This is a genomic window from Variovorax paradoxus, assembly GCF_902712855.1.
Taxonomy (GTDB): domain Bacteria; phylum Pseudomonadota; class Gammaproteobacteria; order Burkholderiales; family Burkholderiaceae_C; genus Variovorax; species Variovorax paradoxus_Q.
The window spans coordinates 541,486-558,462 of sequence record NZ_LR743508.1 but is presented as its reverse complement, the minus strand read 5'-3'; the positions used below and the strand labels follow the sequence as shown (position 1 = coordinate 558,462).

Annotated in this window: 19 protein-coding genes; 11 read left to right on the top strand and 8 right to left on the bottom strand. The window is 68.4% G+C overall.

Translation table 11 applies throughout. From position 1 onward, the window contains the following. Nucleotides 1-80 precede the first annotated feature (80 nt). Nucleotides 81-911: an urease accessory protein UreD gene (locus AACL56_RS29115; protein ID WP_339093482.1), complete on the bottom strand. Its 831-nt coding sequence runs from the start codon at nt 909-911 to the stop codon at nt 81-83. A gap of 30 nt (nt 912-941) precedes the next feature. After that, on the bottom strand, nt 942-1,931 hold the full coding sequence (locus tag AACL56_RS29110; protein ID WP_339093481.1) for a LysR family transcriptional regulator: 990 nt from the start codon (nt 1,929-1,931) through the stop codon (nt 942-944). A 73-nt stretch (nt 1,932-2,004) separates the two neighbouring features. On the opposite strand from AACL56_RS29110, the gene AACL56_RS29105 reads away from it, so the two are divergent. From AACL56_RS29105 to AACL56_RS29075, 7 genes are read left to right on the top strand one after another with little or no spacing between them, the layout of a single operon-like run. Beyond that, nucleotides 2,005-2,577, top strand: a complete 573-nt coding sequence (locus tag AACL56_RS29105; RefSeq protein ID WP_339093480.1) for a GAF domain-containing protein — start codon at nt 2,005-2,007, stop codon at nt 2,575-2,577. 12 nt (nt 2,578-2,589) lie between these two features. Continuing rightward, nucleotides 2,590-3,021, top strand: coding sequence for a VOC family protein (locus AACL56_RS29100; protein ID WP_339093479.1), 432 nt, complete (start codon nt 2,590-2,592; stop codon nt 3,019-3,021). After that, nucleotides 3,018-3,809: an alpha/beta fold hydrolase gene (locus tag AACL56_RS29095; RefSeq protein ID WP_339093478.1), complete on the top strand. Its 792-nt coding sequence runs from the start codon at nt 3,018-3,020 to the stop codon at nt 3,807-3,809. The genes AACL56_RS29100 and AACL56_RS29095 overlap by 4 nt, the downstream gene beginning before the upstream one ends. After that, nucleotides 3,806-4,591 (top strand): ABC transporter ATP-binding protein, encoded by a 786-nt coding sequence (locus AACL56_RS29090; RefSeq protein ID WP_339093477.1) that lies wholly within the window; start codon nt 3,806-3,808, stop codon nt 4,589-4,591. The genes AACL56_RS29095 and AACL56_RS29090 overlap by 4 nt, the downstream gene beginning before the upstream one ends. An 11-nt stretch (nt 4,592-4,602) precedes the next feature. Then, nucleotides 4,603-5,499 carry an ABC transporter permease gene (locus tag AACL56_RS29085; protein WP_339093476.1) on the top strand — a complete coding sequence of 299 codons (897 nt, stop codon included), beginning with the start codon at nt 4,603-4,605 and terminating at the stop codon, nt 5,497-5,499. Nucleotides 5,500-5,545: 46 nt separating this feature from the next. Next, complete coding sequence (locus AACL56_RS29080; RefSeq protein WP_339093475.1) at nt 5,546-6,643, top strand: ABC transporter substrate-binding protein; 1,098 nt, start codon at nt 5,546-5,548, stop codon at nt 6,641-6,643. Between the two features lie 31 nt (nt 6,644-6,674). Next, nucleotides 6,675-7,841, top strand: a complete 1,167-nt coding sequence (locus tag AACL56_RS29075; RefSeq protein ID WP_339093474.1) for an FAD-dependent monooxygenase — start codon at nt 6,675-6,677, stop codon at nt 7,839-7,841. Nucleotides 7,842-7,868: 27 nt separating this feature from the next. On the opposite strand, the gene AACL56_RS29070 is transcribed toward AACL56_RS29075, so the two are convergent. The 3 genes from AACL56_RS29070 to AACL56_RS29060 form a co-directional block, all read right to left on the bottom strand. Beyond that, entirely contained in the window at nt 7,869-8,798 is a 930-nt protein-coding gene (locus AACL56_RS29070; protein ID WP_339095269.1) for a quinone oxidoreductase, read from the bottom strand. 179 nt (nt 8,799-8,977) lie between these two features. Then, nucleotides 8,978-9,508, bottom strand: coding sequence for a nucleoside deaminase (locus AACL56_RS29065; RefSeq protein WP_339093473.1), 531 nt, complete (start codon nt 9,506-9,508; stop codon nt 8,978-8,980). Further along, complete coding sequence (locus AACL56_RS29060) at nt 9,505-10,539, bottom strand: ABC transporter substrate-binding protein (protein ID WP_339093472.1); 1,035 nt, start codon at nt 10,537-10,539, stop codon at nt 9,505-9,507. Before AACL56_RS29060 ends, AACL56_RS29065 begins: the two co-directional genes overlap by 4 nt. A 347-nt stretch (nt 10,540-10,886) precedes the next feature. Between AACL56_RS29060 and AACL56_RS29055 the strand changes: the two genes are divergently transcribed. Next, complete coding sequence (locus AACL56_RS29055; protein ID WP_339093471.1) at nt 10,887-11,966, top strand: aromatic ring-hydroxylating oxygenase subunit alpha; 1,080 nt, start codon at nt 10,887-10,889, stop codon at nt 11,964-11,966. 9 nt (nt 11,967-11,975) lie between these two features. Here the strand turns inward: AACL56_RS29055 and AACL56_RS29050 are convergent, their stop codons facing one another. Continuing rightward, nucleotides 11,976-13,241, bottom strand: coding sequence for a diguanylate phosphodiesterase (locus AACL56_RS29050; protein ID WP_339095267.1), 1,266 nt, complete (start codon nt 13,239-13,241; stop codon nt 11,976-11,978). Nucleotides 13,242-13,358: 117 nt separating this feature from the next. Continuing rightward, nucleotides 13,359-14,660 carry a D-amino acid dehydrogenase gene (locus AACL56_RS29045; protein WP_339093470.1) on the bottom strand — a complete coding sequence of 434 codons (1,302 nt, stop codon included), beginning with the start codon at nt 14,658-14,660 and terminating at the stop codon, nt 13,359-13,361. A 128-nt stretch (nt 14,661-14,788) separates the two neighbouring features. Between AACL56_RS29045 and AACL56_RS29040 the strand changes: the two genes are divergently transcribed. Both AACL56_RS29040 and AACL56_RS29035 read left to right on the top strand, forming a co-directional pair. Next, a complete protein-coding gene (locus tag AACL56_RS29040; protein WP_339093469.1) occupies nt 14,789-15,256 on the top strand; it encodes a winged helix-turn-helix transcriptional regulator in 468 nt (155 codons plus the stop codon). 132 nt (nt 15,257-15,388) lie between these two features. After that, nucleotides 15,389-15,790 (top strand): OsmC family protein, encoded by a 402-nt coding sequence (locus AACL56_RS29035; RefSeq protein WP_339093468.1) that lies wholly within the window; start codon nt 15,389-15,391, stop codon nt 15,788-15,790. A 17-nt stretch (nt 15,791-15,807) separates the two neighbouring features. Here AACL56_RS29035 and AACL56_RS29030 read toward each other — a convergent pair whose 3' ends face one another. Beyond that, nucleotides 15,808-16,614: a serine hydrolase domain-containing protein gene (locus tag AACL56_RS29030; RefSeq protein ID WP_339093467.1), complete on the bottom strand. Its 807-nt coding sequence runs from the start codon at nt 16,612-16,614 to the stop codon at nt 15,808-15,810. 117 nt (nt 16,615-16,731) lie between these two features. Here AACL56_RS29030 and AACL56_RS29025 point away from each other — a divergent pair, with 117 nt between their 5' ends. Next, a complete protein-coding gene (locus AACL56_RS29025; RefSeq protein ID WP_339093466.1) occupies nt 16,732-16,893 on the top strand; it encodes a hypothetical protein in 162 nt (53 codons plus the stop codon). The last annotated feature ends 84 nt before the right edge of the window (nt 16,894-16,977 follow it).

The window sequence follows — 16,977 nt, the reverse complement described above, 5'->3', positions numbered from 1 at the left end:
AAAGGCAGGTTGCGCCTTTGCGCGGCGGCTGTCCGTCAGACAGCGGCTACAAATTCGCCCCCTCACGCGGGGCCCCGCACTCAGGTCGCCCAGATGCGCGGCGTGGCGGCCGGCAGCTGCCAGAGTTCGCCGCGCCATGCCTGCCAGACCTGCCGCAGCAGCTGCATGGCGGGTTCGACGACCGGTGCCAGCACGCGCAGCACGACCACCTCGGCATGCGGGCTGGTGGCACCGGCGCTGTCGGCCAATCCGTGCGCCTCCAGCAGCCTGCGTGCGTGCGCCAGCAGCACGTCGCGGCGCGCGCGTTCCAGGGGCGATCCGGCCACGAAGAACAGCGATGCCATGCAGCGATGGCCGCCCAGCCCCAGCGGGCTCTGCAGCAGCCGGCGGTCGGCCGCGTCGATGCGTCCGCGCTCCAGCCACACGCCGGGTACCTCGATGTGCTGCAGGTAGGTACCCCGCTCGAAGGGCTGGCCGGCGTTGGGCAGGCCGAGCGCGGTCACATCCCAGCCGATCAGCTCGGCACCGGGCGCGGCCTCGATGGACAACCGGTTCTCCGCCTGGCAGCCGATGTAGCAGATGGCCTCGAGCGGCAGCCATTCGAGCCGTGCGCCGGCTGCGAGCCGGATGCGGGTGCGCTGCAGCGCCAGCTCGCCTTCGGACCGGTAGAAGCGCGAGGCGCCCGGCGTGGTGATGAGGCCGTGGCTGCCGTCGGCGGCCTCGATGTCGATGTCCAGCGTGTCGCCGCCCACCAGGCCGCCCGGCGGGTGCACCAGCACGTTGTGGCAGACGCTGTCGCCCTCGGGGTAGAGGCTCTGCAGGATGCGCAGCGGGCCGTCGTGGCGGAAGCGGGCGACGGTGCGGGCGGCTTCGTGTCGATAGGAGAGATGGAGACGGGCGTGCCAGGGCATGCAGCGAGTCTCGCACGTGGCGTGCCGCGCCTAGGGTGCGCTGCGCGCCTGCGATCTCTGCTTCTTCATCTCGCCGGCCGCCTTCACCGCGACTTCCTTCAGTTCCCGCACCATGAGGCTGCCCTGCATCGCGCTGGTGGTGAGGAAGCTCACCGGCGGAAGGTTCCATCCCAGCCGGTAAGGCAGGGCTCGCCAATGGCCCTTGGCCTCCATGTCGTCCACGACGTCGCGCGAAAGGATGGAGATGGCGTTGGGCTCGTCGCGCAGGGCCGTCTCCAGGGTCCGGATGGACGTGGACTCCAGCATGGGCACGGGCGGCTGCACGCCCGCACCGACGAAGACGGCGTTGTAGGTGCGCCGCATCGGCGTGTTCAGCGGCGGAAGTATCCAGTCGAGCTTCGCCAGGCCGGCCCAGTCGAGCGGACCGCGCGACAGCCTCCTGGCGCTCCTGGCGGACACCACGAGGCAGGGCTCCTGCTCGTAGAACGCCTCCTGCACGAGGCCGGTGGCGTCGCCGTCGTACGAGCGGCCGATGGCGCAGTCGAGCTCGCCTGCGAGCAGCAGTCCCACCAGTTCGTCGGTGGTGCCTTCGCGCACCATCGCCGCGACGCGCGGTGTGCGGTGCAGCAGATGGTCCAGCAGGGCGGAGATGAACTTCTGCGGCACCTGCTGCGTGAGCCCGATGCGCACGCGGCCGCCGCGCCCCGCCTCGTAAGACGAGAGAACCTGGGCCGTCGCCTCGAGTTCGGCCAGCGCGCGCTTCGCATAGGCCAGCACCGCCTCGCCGCTCGGCGTGGGAACGAGGCCGCGGCTGGTCCGCAGGAAGATCGCGCTGCCGAAGACCTCCTCGACCTCCTTGAGCGCCTTGGTCACCGCGGGCTGGCTCACCCGCATCTCGGCGGCGACCCTGCCCAGCGTCCGATGCCGGTCGATGCGTTGCAGCAAGGCAAGCTGGCGCAGCCTCAGGCGTGAAAGGAGCGCCTGGTGAAGCATCTCGGCAGGGTCGCGGAAGGAAGACAAGCCATAACTCCCGGGTTATCGGTGCATCAGTTTATAGATGCTTTTCCTGAATCGACCGGCCTAGACTTTCCTCATGACATCACCGTGCAACATCCATGATGTGGACCTGGACCTCCTCGCGGCCTGCACCACGCCGGGGGAGGGAATGGCCGCGATCGATGCGCTGCGGCGCCGGATCGCACCGCAGTCGATCTTCAGCATCCAGCAGAACGTGACGACCGCGCGCGATGCGGCAGGCGAGGTGCTGCTGCGCCGCTTCCACTCATCGGAAGCGGAGCGTTTTCCGGTCAATGGCGCCAAGCGCAAGACACGCACGCCATGGACCGAATGCCTCTTCGTCGAGGGGCGCCCTTTCGTCGGCGAAGGGGCGCATGTGCTCGCGCAGCACTTCGACGACTTCGAGCAGATGCGTGCCATCGGCCTGCGCAGCGTGATCAACGTGCCGCTCATGCAGGGCGCGCTCTGCTACGCGACCTTCAATGTCTTCGGCACCCGCGACCGCTGGCTGCCGGAAGAGATCCTCGGCATCCGGCTGCTGGCGCTCGCCGCCGCGCGCTGGGTGCCTGCCATGCCGGGGCTCGCCTACAGGTTCGCGGCGGCGCCTGCCGCGTCCCATCTTTCCGCCATGCAGGCGCAAGCGCGCTGAAGGAGGACTTCCATGCCCGTGACCGCGTTGCATCACTTCACCATCCGCTGTGCGCCGCAGGAGCTGCCGCTGCTGCTGGACTTCTACACCCGCGTGCTGCGCCTGGAGGCTGGCCGGCGGCCCGAGATTCCCGCGCCGGGCGCCTGGCTCTATGCCGGAGGCCAGCCGATCGTGCACCTGTTCGCGCACCTCTCGACGCCGGACGCGCCCGTGCAGCCGGTCACCGGGCATGTCGACCACATCTCCTTCCGATCGCACGGGCTCCGGGAGATGCGCGCGCACCTGGGCGGACTGGGCGTGCCGTTCAGCGAGGCACCGATTCCCGGCTGGAACATCCAGCAGCTGTTCCTGCATGATCCGCGCGGACTGAAGATCGAGATGACCTTCTGGCTGGACCAGGAGGAAGCCGCGGCACAAGTGCAGAAGGAAGGCGGCGCGACATGACCGAGTTCCTGCAGGCCGGCGAGGTGCGCATCGCTTTCGAGCGGGCCGGCGAGGGGCCGCCGCTGGTGCTCATGCACGGCGCGGAAGCCACCCGGCAGATGTTCGCGGCGCTGGTGCCGCATCTGGCGAGCCACTTCACCGTCATCACCTACGACCAGCGCGACTGCGGCGAAACCGAAGCCCCGGAACACGGCTGCACGCTGTCGGACCTCGCGAACGATGCGCAACGGCTGATCGGCGGCCTGGGCCTCAGGCGTGCGCACGTGTTCGGGTCTTCCTTCGGCGGGCGGGTGGCGCAGGCGCTGGCGCTGATGCACCCGCGCGTCGTCGATCACCTGGTTCTCGGCAGCACCTGGCCGCTGCCGAGGCCGCTGGAAGAGCTCTGCCCCGACGCGCGCCGCCTGGGCGAGGTCCGGCGCGGTCTTCCCGGCACCGCCGAAGAGCTGGCGACATGGTTCTTCCCCGAGGCTTTCCTCGTGGAGCGGCCCGAGCTGCGGCGCTTCTTCGCGAACGTGCGGCCCGCATCGCCGCGGTCCGCGCGGCGCGCCGCCACGGTGCAGACGGCACTCGACAGCGGCGTGGCCGGCATCGTGGCGCCCACGCTGCTGCTGGCCGGCGAGCTCGATCGGGTGGTGCCCGCGAGCGTGACCCTCGCCATGGCGGCCCGCATCCGCAATGCCAACGCCGTGCTGCTGCCCTCGGTCGGCCACGTGACGGCGATGCAGGCGCCCGAGGCGCTCGCCCGGCACATGGTTCATTTCTTGAAGCCCACAGGAGTCGACGCATGAACGCACCGCTACGCCCCGACTACATCCGCATCGAGGGACTGTCCAAGACCTTCGGAGGCGGCAACGAGGGCGTGCTCGCGCTCAAGGACATCGACTGCACCATCGCGCAGGGCAGCTTCGTCACCATCGTCGGGCCGAGCGGGTGCGGCAAGAGCACGCTGCTGCGCATCCTGGCCGGGCTGCTCGACTACGGCATGGGCACGGTGATGCTCGACGGCCAGCCCATCCGCGGCACGCGCCGCGACGTGGGGGTGGTGTTCCAGAGTTCCATCCTGCTGCCCTGGCGCACCATCCTGGAGAACGTGATGCTGCCGGCGGAGGTACTGGGCCTGGACATGAAGAAGGCCCGCGACCGCGCGATGCAGCTGCTGCAGATGGTCCGGCTCGAAGGCTTCGAGCACAAGCTGCCGCGCCAGCTGAGCGGCGGCATGCAGCAGCGTGCATCGATCGCGCGGGCACTGCTGCACGACCCGAAGATCCTGCTGATGGACGAGCCCTTCGGCGCGCTCGATGCCATGACGCGCGAGCGCATGAACCTCGAGCTGCAGCGCATCTGGATGGAAAGCGGCAAGACCGTGGTGCTGATCACGCACTCCATTCCGGAGGCCGTGTTCCTCGGCGACAGGGTGTTCGTCATGTCGCCGCGCCCCGGCACGCTGGAGCGCGTGCTGCCCATCGACCTGCCGCGCCCCCGCACCATGGACGCGATGTCGCATCCCCGCTTCGCGGCGGCGTCCGCGTCGATCCGCGAGCGTTTCTCGCACGCTGCCTCGTTCGACTGAAAGGACGCCCCATGACCACCGCCATGCTGAACTCCTCCCGGACCGCGTCGTCGGCCGACACCGCCACTCCGGTCGCCACGCCTGTGGCGCCGAGGTCGCGCCGGCGCGCCAATCCGCTCGCCTCCACGCGCGTGCAGTCCGTCCTGCTGCTGGCCGCATTGCTGGGTTCCTGGGAGGCCGCCGTGCGCTGGTTCAAGGTGCCGCAGCACCTGGTGCCGCCGGTCAGCGACATCGCGGTCGCGCTGTGGCGCGGCCTGGCCACAGGACCGATGGCGAAGGACGGCTTCTGGTACCACGGCGGCGTGACGCTGGCGGAGATCCTGCTGGGGTTCTTCGTCGGCGGCGGCATCGGGCTTGCGATCGGCATCGTGATCTCGCAGATGCCGCGGCTGGAGGCATTGCTTGAGCCCTACGTGGCGGCGCTTCAGAGCGTGCCCAAGGTGGCGGTGGCGCCGATCATCGTGGTGTGGCTGGGCTTCGGCATCAGCTCCAAGGTGGTCATCATCTGCCTGCTCACGTTCTTCCCGGTGCTGGTGACCAGCATCGCGGGCTTCAAGGCGGTGGACACCGACCGCATCGACCTGCTGCGCTCGCTGTCGGCGTCGCCCTGGCAGATCTTCCGCAAGGCCAAGTTTCCTACCGCGCTGCCGTACATCTTCGCGGGCCTCAACATGGCCGCGGCCTTCAGCGTGGTCGGGGCCGTGGTCGGCGAGTTCGTGGGCGCGCAGGCCGGGCTGGGCGTGCTGATCCTGCAGATGGAAGCGCAGGCCGACACCGGCGGCAGCTTTGCCGTGTGCATCGTGCTCTCCGTCATCGGCATCCTGCTGACCTCCGCGCTGCGCCGCGTGCAGCGGCGTGTCCTGCACTGGATGCCCGCCGATACCTCCCAGCGCCCGGTGAACACCTGAACCGGCCGCATTCCCGGTCCCTCTTTTTCCTTGAAGGAGCACAGCGATGTTGACGAGACGTGATCTTGGCCTGGGCCTCGGCGCCTGGGCCCTTGCGACGGGACTGCCGGCACTGGCGCAGGGCGTGCGCGTGATGAAGCTGGCGAACACGGCGGCGGTGAACGACCCGCAGCAGTGCTTCGTCACGGCGGGCCAGCATCCGCGGCTCAACTTCTACAAGCCCGCCGGCGTGGACCCGGAGTACGTCAACATGTCCAGCATGACGCAGGCGCTGCAGAGCCTGCGCGCCGGGCATGTGGATTTCGGGCCCGCGGTGCCGGGCATCCTGCTGCCCGCGATGGCCAAGGACCCGTCGCTGGACCTGGTGAGCGTCTACAAGTGGCTGCCGGGCAATGCCAACACGGTCGTGGTCAAGCCGGGCAGCCCGATCAAGTCGGTGGCCGACCTCGTGGGCAAGCGCATCGGCGTGCGCAGCCAGGGCGACGCGGGCATCGTCGTCACGAAGACCATGCTCGCCGAACTGGGGCTGAAGGACGACACCTGCGAGTACATCGCCATCGGCGACGGCGCGCCCGCCGGGGCTGCCATCGACAACGACCGGGTGGACGCCATGGTGGCCTTCGACACCGCGACGGCACGCATCGAACTCGTGGGCACCAGGCTGCGCTATGTGCCGCTCACGCCCAGGTTCGCGCGACTGGGATCGGGCTGGCTGTGCGTGCCGCGCAAGCTGCTGAAGGACGAGCGCAAGTCGCTGGTGGCGCTGTTCCAGGGCATGGCGAAGTCGACCATCTTCTCGAACGCGAACCTCGATGCGGCCATCGACCTGCACTGGGCGGTGTACCCCGAGAGCAAGCCCAAGGGCCGCAGCGAGGAAGAAGCCCGCAAGGAACTGGCGTTCATCCTCAAGGACCGCAAGAACAGCTGGATGCGCCGCCCCGACGACCCGGACCAGCGCATGGGCGCGTCGTCGCTGGCCGAATGGAACTCGAACATCGAGATGGCCGCGGAAAGCAGCAAGAACCCCAAGCTCGGCAAAGAGCTCGGCGACCCGAACCGCCTGTTCACGAACGACCTGATCGACGAGATCAACAACTTCGACAAGCAGGCCGTGATCCGGATGGCCAGGGAATTCAAGCTGTAGAGCGCACACCCACACACTCAGGAGCCGCATCATGAATGTCCTCGTCTCCGGCGCCAGCATGGCCGGCCTGTCTGCCGCCTACTGGTTCGCCCATCTCGGCCACCAGGTGACAGTGGTCGAGCGTTCGGACGGCCTGCGCCCCGGCGGTGCACCCATCGACGTGCGCGGACGGGCGCTCGGCACGGCGCAGCGGATGGGCATCCTCCAGCGGATCGATGACGAGAAGGTCGTGATCTCGCAGCCGGCGCCGGTGCTCGACGCGAAGGGAGAGCAGGTGGCGACGCTCGACCTGCGGTGGTTCGCCAACGAGACCGACGACGACATCGAGATCTCGCGCGATCGCCTCAACAACATCCTGCTCGATCTGATCCCGAAGGATGTCGGGTTCCGATTCAAGGTGTCCATCGCATCGCTCGTGGACGGCGAGGGCGGCGTGGACGTGGCGCTGACGGACGGCTCGCAGGGCCGCTACGACCTCGTGGTGGGCGCCGACGGCCTGCACTCGAACGTGCGCAGGCTCGCCTTCGGCCCCGAGAGGGACTACGTGCGGCACTTCGGCCACTACGTGGCACTGCTCGACCTGCCGAAGGAGCGCGAGTGGTCCCGCGGCATGCTCAATGTGCCCGGCCTGAAGATCAGCGTGCGCAACGCAGGCGACGGACCGCAGGCCATGATGATCGCCGCCAGCCCCGAGATCGACTACGACCACCGCGACCTTGCCGCTCACCGCAGGATCATCGACGGCTTCCTCTCGCGCGTCGATGCGTGGCAGGTCCCCGCGATACGTGAGGCGTTCATGGACCCGGCCGCCAAGGGCTTCTATTTCGACTCCGTGAGCCAGACCCACATGCCGAGCTGGATCAAGGGCAACGTGGCCGTGATCGGCGATGCGGGCCACTGCGCTGCGCTGCTGTCAGGCATGGGAACCACGCTGGCCATGGTGTCCGCCGAGACGCTCGCCCGAACCTGGAGCGAGTGCGGCGGCGACATGTCGGCCGCATCCCCGGTCTATCACGAGAGCCTGCGCCCCTACGTCGAGCAGTGCCAGGCCTTCGCGCACGAAGGCGCGCCGATCATGGTGCCGAGGACGCAGGAGGCGCTCGACCAGCGCAACGCGAACTTCCGGCGCTACGCCGAAAAGGCTGCCGCGTCATCGGCCGCGCCATTGGCCGCGACCGCAACCGAGGGCAACGCCTGAGCAGCAGCCGGCGCCCGGCCGCGCCCGTCAGGGCAGCAGCAGGATCGCGCCGGTGACCGAGCGGCTCTCGGCCGCGCGGTGCGCGTCGGCCGCATCGGCCAGCGCGAAGCGCGCGCCGATCGAGGCACGCACCGCGCCGGAGGCCATGGCGTCGAACACGTCCTTCGCGTTGGCGCGGAAGGTGGCGGGGTCGGCGTTGTGCGGGAACACCGAAGGGCGCGTGAGGAACAGGCAGCCCTTCTTGTTGAGCAGCTCCGGGTCGATGGCCGGCGCCGGGCCCGAGGCCGCGCCGTACAGCACCACCATGCCGAACGGCGCGGTGCAGTCCAGCGAGCCCATGAAGGTGTGCTGTGCGACCGAGTCGTACACCACGCGCGCCTTGCGCCCGCCGGTGGCGTCGATCACCTGCTGCACCCAGTCGGGCTGCGAATAGTCGATGGCCGTGTCGCAGCCTGCCGCGCGCGCCACCTCGCACTTGGCGGCGGAGCCGGCGGTGCCGATCACCGTGGCGCCCAGCGCCTTGGCCCAGCCGCTGAGGATCTGCCCCACGCCGCCGGCGGCCGCATGCACCACCACGATGTCGCCGGGCTGCACCGCGTGCGTCTTCTTCACGAGGTATTGCGCCGTCATGGCCTTGAAGAACACGGCGGCCGCGTCCTCGTCGGAGATGGCGTCGGGAATGCGCACCAGCTTGGCGGACGGCACGTTGCGGCGCTCGGCATAGGCGCCGACACCTGCGTTCATGTAGGCCACGCGGTCGCCAGGCTTCAGGTCGGTGACGCCTTCGCCCGGCACTTCGACCACGCCGGTGGCCTCGTGGCCCAGGCCGGTGGGCGAGGGCAGCGGGTACTTGCCGCTGCGCTGGTAGACGTCGATGTAGTTGAAGCCGATGGCGGTCTGGCGCAACTGCACTTCGCCGGCGGCGGGCGCGGGAAGGTCGACGGTCTCGAGGCGCATGGCCTCGGGGCCGCCGAACGTGGCGACGCGGATCGCGCGGGTGGTGCGTGCGTGGGGGGCCTGTGGTGTCGCGGTCAAGGGGCTTGCTCCTGTGTGTTCTCGTGGGCCATGGCGGCCGACGCGATTCTGGGCGAAGCCGGAGCCCCGGACAGGAGCGGGTCTTTCGGAGGCCGGGGCCCTCAGGTTTTCCAGGCCCCGTCGTGCGCCGCGCTGGCCTCGTCGATCAGCGCCGGCCCGACGCATTCGATCGGGTGCGGCGAGGCGCGGAACACGTCGCGGCACGACAGCTCGGCGTCGCGCTGGTCCTGCCGTTCGCCGCGGAACACGCGCAGGCGCTCGGCGTCGATGCCGAACACCACGCGGCCGATGTTCGACCAGAAGATGGCGCCCGCGCACATCACGCAGGGCTCGCCCGAGGCGTAGAGCGTGGCGCCCGCGAGTTCCTCGCGCGAGATGTTGCGCCCGGCCAGCGCGCGCAGCGCATTCACTTCGGCGTGCGCGGTGCAGTCGCCGGTCTCGATGTTGCTGTTGCCGGCCTCTGCCAGCACCTCGCCCGAGGCCGAGACGATGACCGAGCCGAACGGGCGGTTGCCGCGCCGGCGCGCGGCGTGCGACCAGCCGATGGCCTTGCGCAGGTAGCGGCCGTCGCGCTCGTCGAGCGTGCTTTCGGCGGGGTAGGTGGAGGTGGTGTTGTAGCTGTTGAAGTTCATACCTTGGGGAGATTGCGTTCGCTGCGCGATGGGAGCATCGAAGTGTTGAAGATGGCGTCGGACGCAGGCTTGACCTTGAGGCCGAACACATCGGCCACTTCGTCGACCTGCTGCTCGAGCGTGAGCTTGCGGATGTCGCCCAGGCCGTGGCCGCGCGTGTCCGCCGCGCCCACGTACTGGGCGGTGATGCCCCAGCGCTCCAGCTCGATCTTCTCGTCGAGGATGGGCTCGCGCTGGCGCATGGCCGCGATGCTGGGCGCCGGATTGGCGAAGGTCTCGACGATGGCGCGGTTGCTCGCGCGCAGGAAGGCGGCCACCACCTTCGGGTTCTGCGCAATGAGGTTGCTGCTCGCCAGGATGGCGTTGCCGTACAGGTTGACGCCCGCGTCGGCGTACTTGAGCACCGACAGCTCGTCGGGCTTCATGCGCGCGAACAGCGAGACGGCCGAGTCGTGGAAGTAGGTGGCGGCATCCACGTCGCCGCGCACCATCACGTTGTCGCGCGCGCTGAAGTCGGTGGTCTGCCACTGGAAGGCGTCCCCGCGCATGCCCTGCTTGCGTGCCACCAGGGGCCAGGCGCGGCGGGTCGATTCGACGGCGGCCGCGGCCACCTTCTTGCCCTGCAGGCTCTTGAAATCGGCGGTCACGCCGCGGTCTTTGCGCCCGATGATCACGAACGGTGCGCGGTTGTAGTACTGGTACACGGCCTGCACCATCGGCGTGCCCGCGTTCTGCGCGTTGAACTCCACCAGCGAGCTGATGTCGCCCAGGCCCAGCTGGTACACGCCGCTGGCGATGCGGGTGATGGAGGCGACCGAGCCGGCGCCCGTGTCGATGCTCACGTCGAGCCCTTCGTCCTTGTAGTAGCCCTTGGTCATCGCGAGGAAGAAAGGCGCGGTCTGCCCGTTGATGCGGAAATCGAGCGTGAACTTGAGCGGGGTGAGCTTGCCGCTGCCCTGAGCGAAGACGGAAGGAGCGGCGATGGCGGCTGCGGTGGTGCCGGTGGCTGCAAGAAAGAATCGACGTTGCATGGCGGGGCCTCGGAAACTTCGGGTCTTGAATCCCCCTGCAAGAAGCAGAAGGCGTTTCAAGAGCAATTTCCGGGCGGCGCACGTTCATGGTGCGTGCGCTGCTGAACGCTTCTACTCTTGCGGCCGGTGATGCACGACGCATGCCAAGGCCAGTGCCAGCCGGTTTTGCTCGGGCTTTGCGGCCGGGGCTTGGAGCGGCGGCGCGGCCGCGTCACAATCCGGGCGCGCAATTTGCATGGCAGGTTGCGCAGAGTAGAAGCGTTCAGCCGCGCGGTGCCCCTCCCCGCACCCCGGCAGGAAATTGCTCTTTCAGTTCGTCCCCACACGACCACAGAAGGAGTCCGCGCATGCTCGTTACCCAACAACCCGTCTTCCGCAAGTTCTGGCATGCCGTCATGCCGCTCACCGAACTGGCCAGCGGCCCCAGGCCTTTCAGGCTGCTGGGCGAAGACATCGTTCTCTTCATCGATGCCAGCGGCCAGCCCGCCGCCTTGCGCGACCGCTGCTGCCACCGCACCGCGAAGCTGTCGAAAGGCTGGTGCGTGGACAGCGAAGGCCAGGCCTGCGGCACCGGTGCCATCCAGTGCGGCTACCACGGCTGGACCTACGACCGCAGCGGCCAGGTCATCCGCATTCCGCAGTACGAGCCCGGGCGCACGATCTCGCCCGACTACAAGACCACGGCCTACCGCTGCACCGCGCGCTATGGCTATGCATGGGTGGCGCTGGAAGAGCCCATTGCCGACATTCCAGCGATTCCCGAGTTCGACGACCCGGGCTACCGCACCATCTTCCAGTTCTACGAGGAGTGGCAGACCAGCCCGATGCGCGCGCTCGAGAACTCCTTCGACAACTCGCACTTCAGCTTCGTGCACCGCGCCACCTTCGGCGTGGCCGCGAGCCCGAAGCCGAGCAGGTACGAGCTGGTGGAGAACGAGTCGGGCTTCTACGCGGAGACCGTCATCGAGGCGACCAATCCGGTGAAGTTTCATGCAATCAGCGGCGTGACCGACCCCATCACCACGCGCCACATGCGCAACGCCTATTTCCTGCCGTTCTCGCGCCGCCTCGACATCGAATACCCGAGCGGCGTGCGCCACATCATCATCAACTGCTTCACGCCCATCGACGACGGCCGCATGCAGCTGTGCCAATGGCTCTTCCGAAACGACACCGAGGCGGACTGCAGCGCGCAGATGCTGATCGACTTCGACGAGGCGGTGACGCGCGAGGACAAGGACATCCTCGAATCGACCGACCCCGACGCGCTGGTCGACACGCGCCGGCGCGGCGTGGAGTACTCGATGGAGTCCGACCGGCCGGGCATGCTGATCCGCAAGCACCTGATGCAGCTGCTGGCCAGGCACGGGGAAGCGGAGGTTCACCGCGGCATGAGCGCGGTCATTCCTGTCGCCAAGGCTGCTTGAGAGGCTGGGTCAAGTTCCTGGTGCTGGGGGCTGGGTCGGCTGCGTCTGGCGGGGCTCGGGAAACGCAGGCATCGGCAAGCACTCGAAGCCCGGCTTCGCAAAGAGGTAGCACTGGAACAGGTGCACGCCTTGGTCTTCCAGCCAGCGCAGCTGGTCCGGCGAATCGATGCCTTCGGCGATCACGTCGATGCGCAGTTCGCGGCACAGGCCCACGATGGCCCGCACGATCGATTGGCGCGGGCCGTTGATCTGAATCTGGCGCACCAGGGCGATGTCCACCTTGATCTGGTCGGGCTGGAATTCGGCGAGCAGGTTCAGCCCCGAATAACCGGCCCCGAAGTCGTCGATGGCCACCTTCAGCCCCTGGCGCCGGTACACGTCGATCGACTCCGAGAAGCTGCGATGGTCCTGAATGGCCTCGGTCTCCGTGATCTCGATGACGATGCGCTCGAGCGCCATGCCGCATTGCCGGGCCGCGGCCAGGGTGCTGTCCAGAACGCGCGGGGACGCGACGGCGCTCTGCGGCATGAAGTTCAAGTTCAGGTCGCAGTCGATCCCCAGGCGCGCCGCTTGCGCGATGGCTTCGATGCGGCCTTCGGCGTCGAAGCCGTGGAGCTGCGCGGCCGGCACCGCCCCCAGCACCTGGAACGCCGATTCGCCCCGGGCGCCGCGAACGAGGGCCTCATAGGACACGACCTTCCGGGCCACCGTGTCGACGATCGGCTGATAGGCGTAGCTGCGGCCGTACGCCGACGCCCAGGCTGCCGATGCAGGCGCGGGAACGCTCGGGGCGTCGGCGGCCGCGCCGGTGACGGTTGCCCTTTTTTGCGATGCACGCCCGACGATGTTCTGCCGCCAGCGCCCGTCGGCAAAGGCTGCAATCACCCGGCGCGCCCGTGCCGGATTCAATTGCATGAACGTGGCGTCTGCGTCGAAGACGTCTTGCAGTCCGTCGATCGCGCCGAGCTCGCCCGGCGTCATGGCCATGAACGCCATGGACCACTCGTCGAACTGGCGCGCGGGAAGGGGTTCGTTCAGGATGCAGACGATCTCGCCATGCCGCGCGTCGGCCACGATCTTGCGGAACGTCTCGTCGACGACGGCCGGCGGACCTTCCAGCAGCTGAAAGAAATGGCGGTTGTCGTAGAGCAGAAAGCCCGTGAGCCCGAGGCGTTCATTGGCACTGCTTGCGCGCTGCATCAGCTGCGCCAGGGCGCTGCCATCGAAGGCTTGCGTCGCTTTGCTCGCGTAGGCGATGTGAATGAGGGGTTGCATCAGTTGGATCCGTGCCCTCCAGGGTAGCGGCGGAAACCGGCTGTGCAACCGCGACTTCGCGGCGATTCTGTAGGCCGATGTGCCGTGACGGCGTGGCCGACGCCTTCGGCCTGTGCGTCAGGCGGGTGCAGCCGCGGTGCTGGGGCGCGTCGCGCGCGGCGAGCCCTGCTCGTAGCGGTCCATTGCGAGGCCGTCCGTACGGATCTCGGGGCGCTGGCCCATCACCATGTCGGAGATGAGCTTGCCCGAGCCGCAGGCCATGGTCCAGCCCAGCGTGCCGTGGCCGGTGTTGAGGAACAGGTTGCCGTAGCGCGTGCCGCCCACGATGGGCGTGCTGTCGGGCGTCATCGGGCGCAGCCCGGTCCAGAAGGTGGCGCGGGGCACGTCGCCGCCGGGGAACAGGTCGGTCACGACCTTCTCGAGCGTGGCGCGGCGTGCGGGGTTCAGGCGCAGGTCGAAGCCGCCGAGCTCAGCCATGCCGCCCACGCGGATGCGGTTGTCGAAGCGCGTGACGGCGACCTTGTAGGTCTCGTCGAGCACCGTCGACTGCGGCGCGAGCGATTCGTCCAGCAGCGGCACCGTCAGCGAATAGCCCTTGACCGGGTACACCGGGATGTCGAGGCCCAGTGAGGCGATGGCGGCGCGCGAGTAGCTGCCGAAGGCCATCACGTAGCGGTCGGCCGTGAGGATCTTGCCCGTAGTGGTGCGCACGCCGGTGATCCGGCTGCCGTCGGTTTCCAGGCCGTCGATGGTCTGTCCGAAGCGGAAGTCCACGCCCAGGCTGCGCGCGATGTCGGCCAGGCCGCGCGTGAACAGGTGGCAGTCGCCGGTTTCGTCGTTGGGCAGACGCAGGCCGCCGGTGAGGCGGTCGCGCGCGCCGGCCAGCGCGGGCTCGACGCCGGCGAGCGCGTCGCGATCGAGCAGCTCGTAGGGCACGCCGCATTCCTCGAGCACCGCGATGTCGCGCTGCACCGCGTCGAGCTGCGCCTGCGTGCGAAACAGCTGCAGCGTGCCGCCGGTGCGCTGCTCGTACTGCAGGCCGGTGTCGGCGCGCAGCTGCTGCAGGCAGCCGCGGCTGTATTCGGCCACGCGCATCATGCGTTCCTTGTTCACCGCATAGGCCTCGGGCGAGCAGTTGCGCAGCATGGCGGCCATCCAGCGCAGTTGGAACAGCGTGCCGTCTGGGCGGATCGACAGCGGCGCGTGCTTCTTGAACATCCACTTGATCGCCTTCAGCGGAATGCCCGGCGCGGCCCACGGCGTGGAGTAGCCGGGCGACACCTGGCCGGCGTTGCCGAAGCTGGTTTCCTCGGCGGGCCCGTCCTGCCGGTCGAGCAGGGTGACCTCTGCGCCCGAGCGCGCGAGGTAGTAGGCCGTGGTGGTGCCGATCACGCCGCCGCCGAGAACGATGACTTTCATGGTGTATTCGCCGATTCAGATGGAATACGTGGAATCTAAAGTGCACAATGCCGTGGATTCCATCGTTTTTGGAGGTTTGGCAGGGGAATCCGCTGCCAACAATCGTCCAGAGCCACGCCCGAAGTGAAATGCCTGAACTCGACCGAATCGACCGCAGGATCCTCGACGTATTGCAGCGCCAGGGCCGCATCTCCATGACCGAGCTGGCCGAGCACATCGGCCTGTCTGCCTCCCCCTGCGCGGAGCGTGTGAAGCGCATGGAGCGCGACGGCGTCATCACCGGCTACCACGCGCGCGTTTCGCCCGAGGCGCTGGGCAAGACGCTGCTGGTGTTCGTGGAGATCAAGCTCTCGGCCAAGTCGGGCGACGTGTTCGACAAGGTCAGGCAGGAACTGCTGCACATGCCCGAAGTGCTCGAATGCCACCTCGTGTCGGGCAGCTTCGACTACCTGGTGAAGGCTCGCCTGAGCGGCATGAGCGAATACCGCCACCTGCTCGGCGACATCCTGAAGAAACTGCCTGTGGCGGCCGAGTCGCACAGCTACGTGGTGATGGAAGAGATCAAGGAGACGCTGACGCTGGCGGTCGACCGATGAGCACGGGCAACGACGTTCCGGGCATCGCGGGCGGGTACCGGCGCCCTGGCGGCCTCTTCATCGCCTTCACGCACCTGAAGGCCTTCTTTTCCTGATTTCCCGATCCTCCAACTTCTGCCAAAGGACAACCGCATGACCATCTCGATCCGCCGCGACGGCACCACCGGCACGCGCCACATCCTCAAGATCCGCAACCACGAGATTCCTGTCGATGCCTCGCCCGCCGGCGGAGGCAGCGACGCGGGCCCCGAGCCGCACGACCTGTACGACGCATCGCTCGCGGCCTGCAAGGCGCTCACGGTGCTGATCTACGCGCGCCGCAAGGGCATCCCGGTGGAAGACATCGAGGTGGTCGTCGACCGCGACGACAGCGAAGAGCGCAAGGGCGTCTATCGCCTGAAGTCGGGCCTGCGCGTGACCGGCGCGATGAGCGACGTGCAGCGCGAGGAACTGCTGCGCGTGGCGGCCAAGTGCCCGGTCCACAAGCTCATGACCGAGGTGAAGACCGAGATCGAGACCGGCTGGGCCGATTGACCGGCCGGCACCGGTCGCTAGTTCAGCGCGCGGTAGGCGCGCACCGCGCGCAGCAGCGCCCACAGGCCCGCTTCGGCGGGCACCTTCTTTTCGTTGAACGACACGGCGATGTAGACGTCGTCGGCCGGCACGTAGGCCACGACGCTGGTGAAGCCCTCGATGCCGCCGCTGTGGCCGAGCATCAGTCCCGGGCCGTCGGGTACGTCGTACAGCTGCACGCCCATGCCATAGAAGGAGCTGCTGCCGCTGTAGGCGCCCAGCATCGCCGGCATGCCGCTGAACATGCGGTGCACCGCGGGTTCGGGCAGCACCCGGCCGGCCAGCAGCGCATGCCAGAAGCGAACGAGGTCGCCGGCCGTGGAGGCCAGCGCGCCGGCAGCATAGGGCGTGGCGTACTGGTCGGGCGCTTGCACCGGACGACCCGCATCATGGCCCGAGGCCACCGGCAGCTCTACGCCTGGCCTGCGCATGACGCTGTGTGTCAGCGAGAGCGGCTGCAGGAGCCGTTTCGAGAGCACCTCTGCGAATGGCGCGCCTTCGGTCTTCTCGATGATGATGCCGAGCATCGCGTAGCCGGTGTTGGTGTAGCTCCAGTCGGTGCCGGGGCAGAACTGCGGTTTCTGCGAGGTGCCGAGCGCGATGATGTCGGCCGGGGTGCGGTAGTGGGTGCCGAACGACGGCAGTGCATTGAAGCTCACCAGGCCGCTGGTATGCCGCAGCAGCTGTTCGATGGTGATGAGCTTCGCGTTGGGTGCGTCGGGAAACCACCTGTCGATGGTGTCCTCGAGGCGCAGCTTCTGCTCTTCGACGAGTTGGAGAACCACACTGGCGTTAGTGTCTTTGCCGTGCTGGCCACCTGAAAGGCCTGGTCGGGCATCACGGGCTGTGGCGGTTCGCTGCGTGCGAGGCCGCGTGTGGCTGTCCAGGTGCCCTGGCCGGGAATGGCGACCGCGACGCTGGCCGCCGGCACGTGCGCCAGCATCCTGTCGAGCGCGCCGCTCAACGAGGCCTGCAATGCAGGTGGCAATGCACCGTCGATGGAACGCCTGAAGTCCTTCTGCCACACGGTCTGCGGCGCGGAGCGCATCGGCGGACCTTCATAGGCCGGAGACGGCGCGCATGGCTGAGCCATGGCACGGGACAGCGGCAGGGCTGCGCACAGCGCCAGCAGCGCAGCCGACAACGGG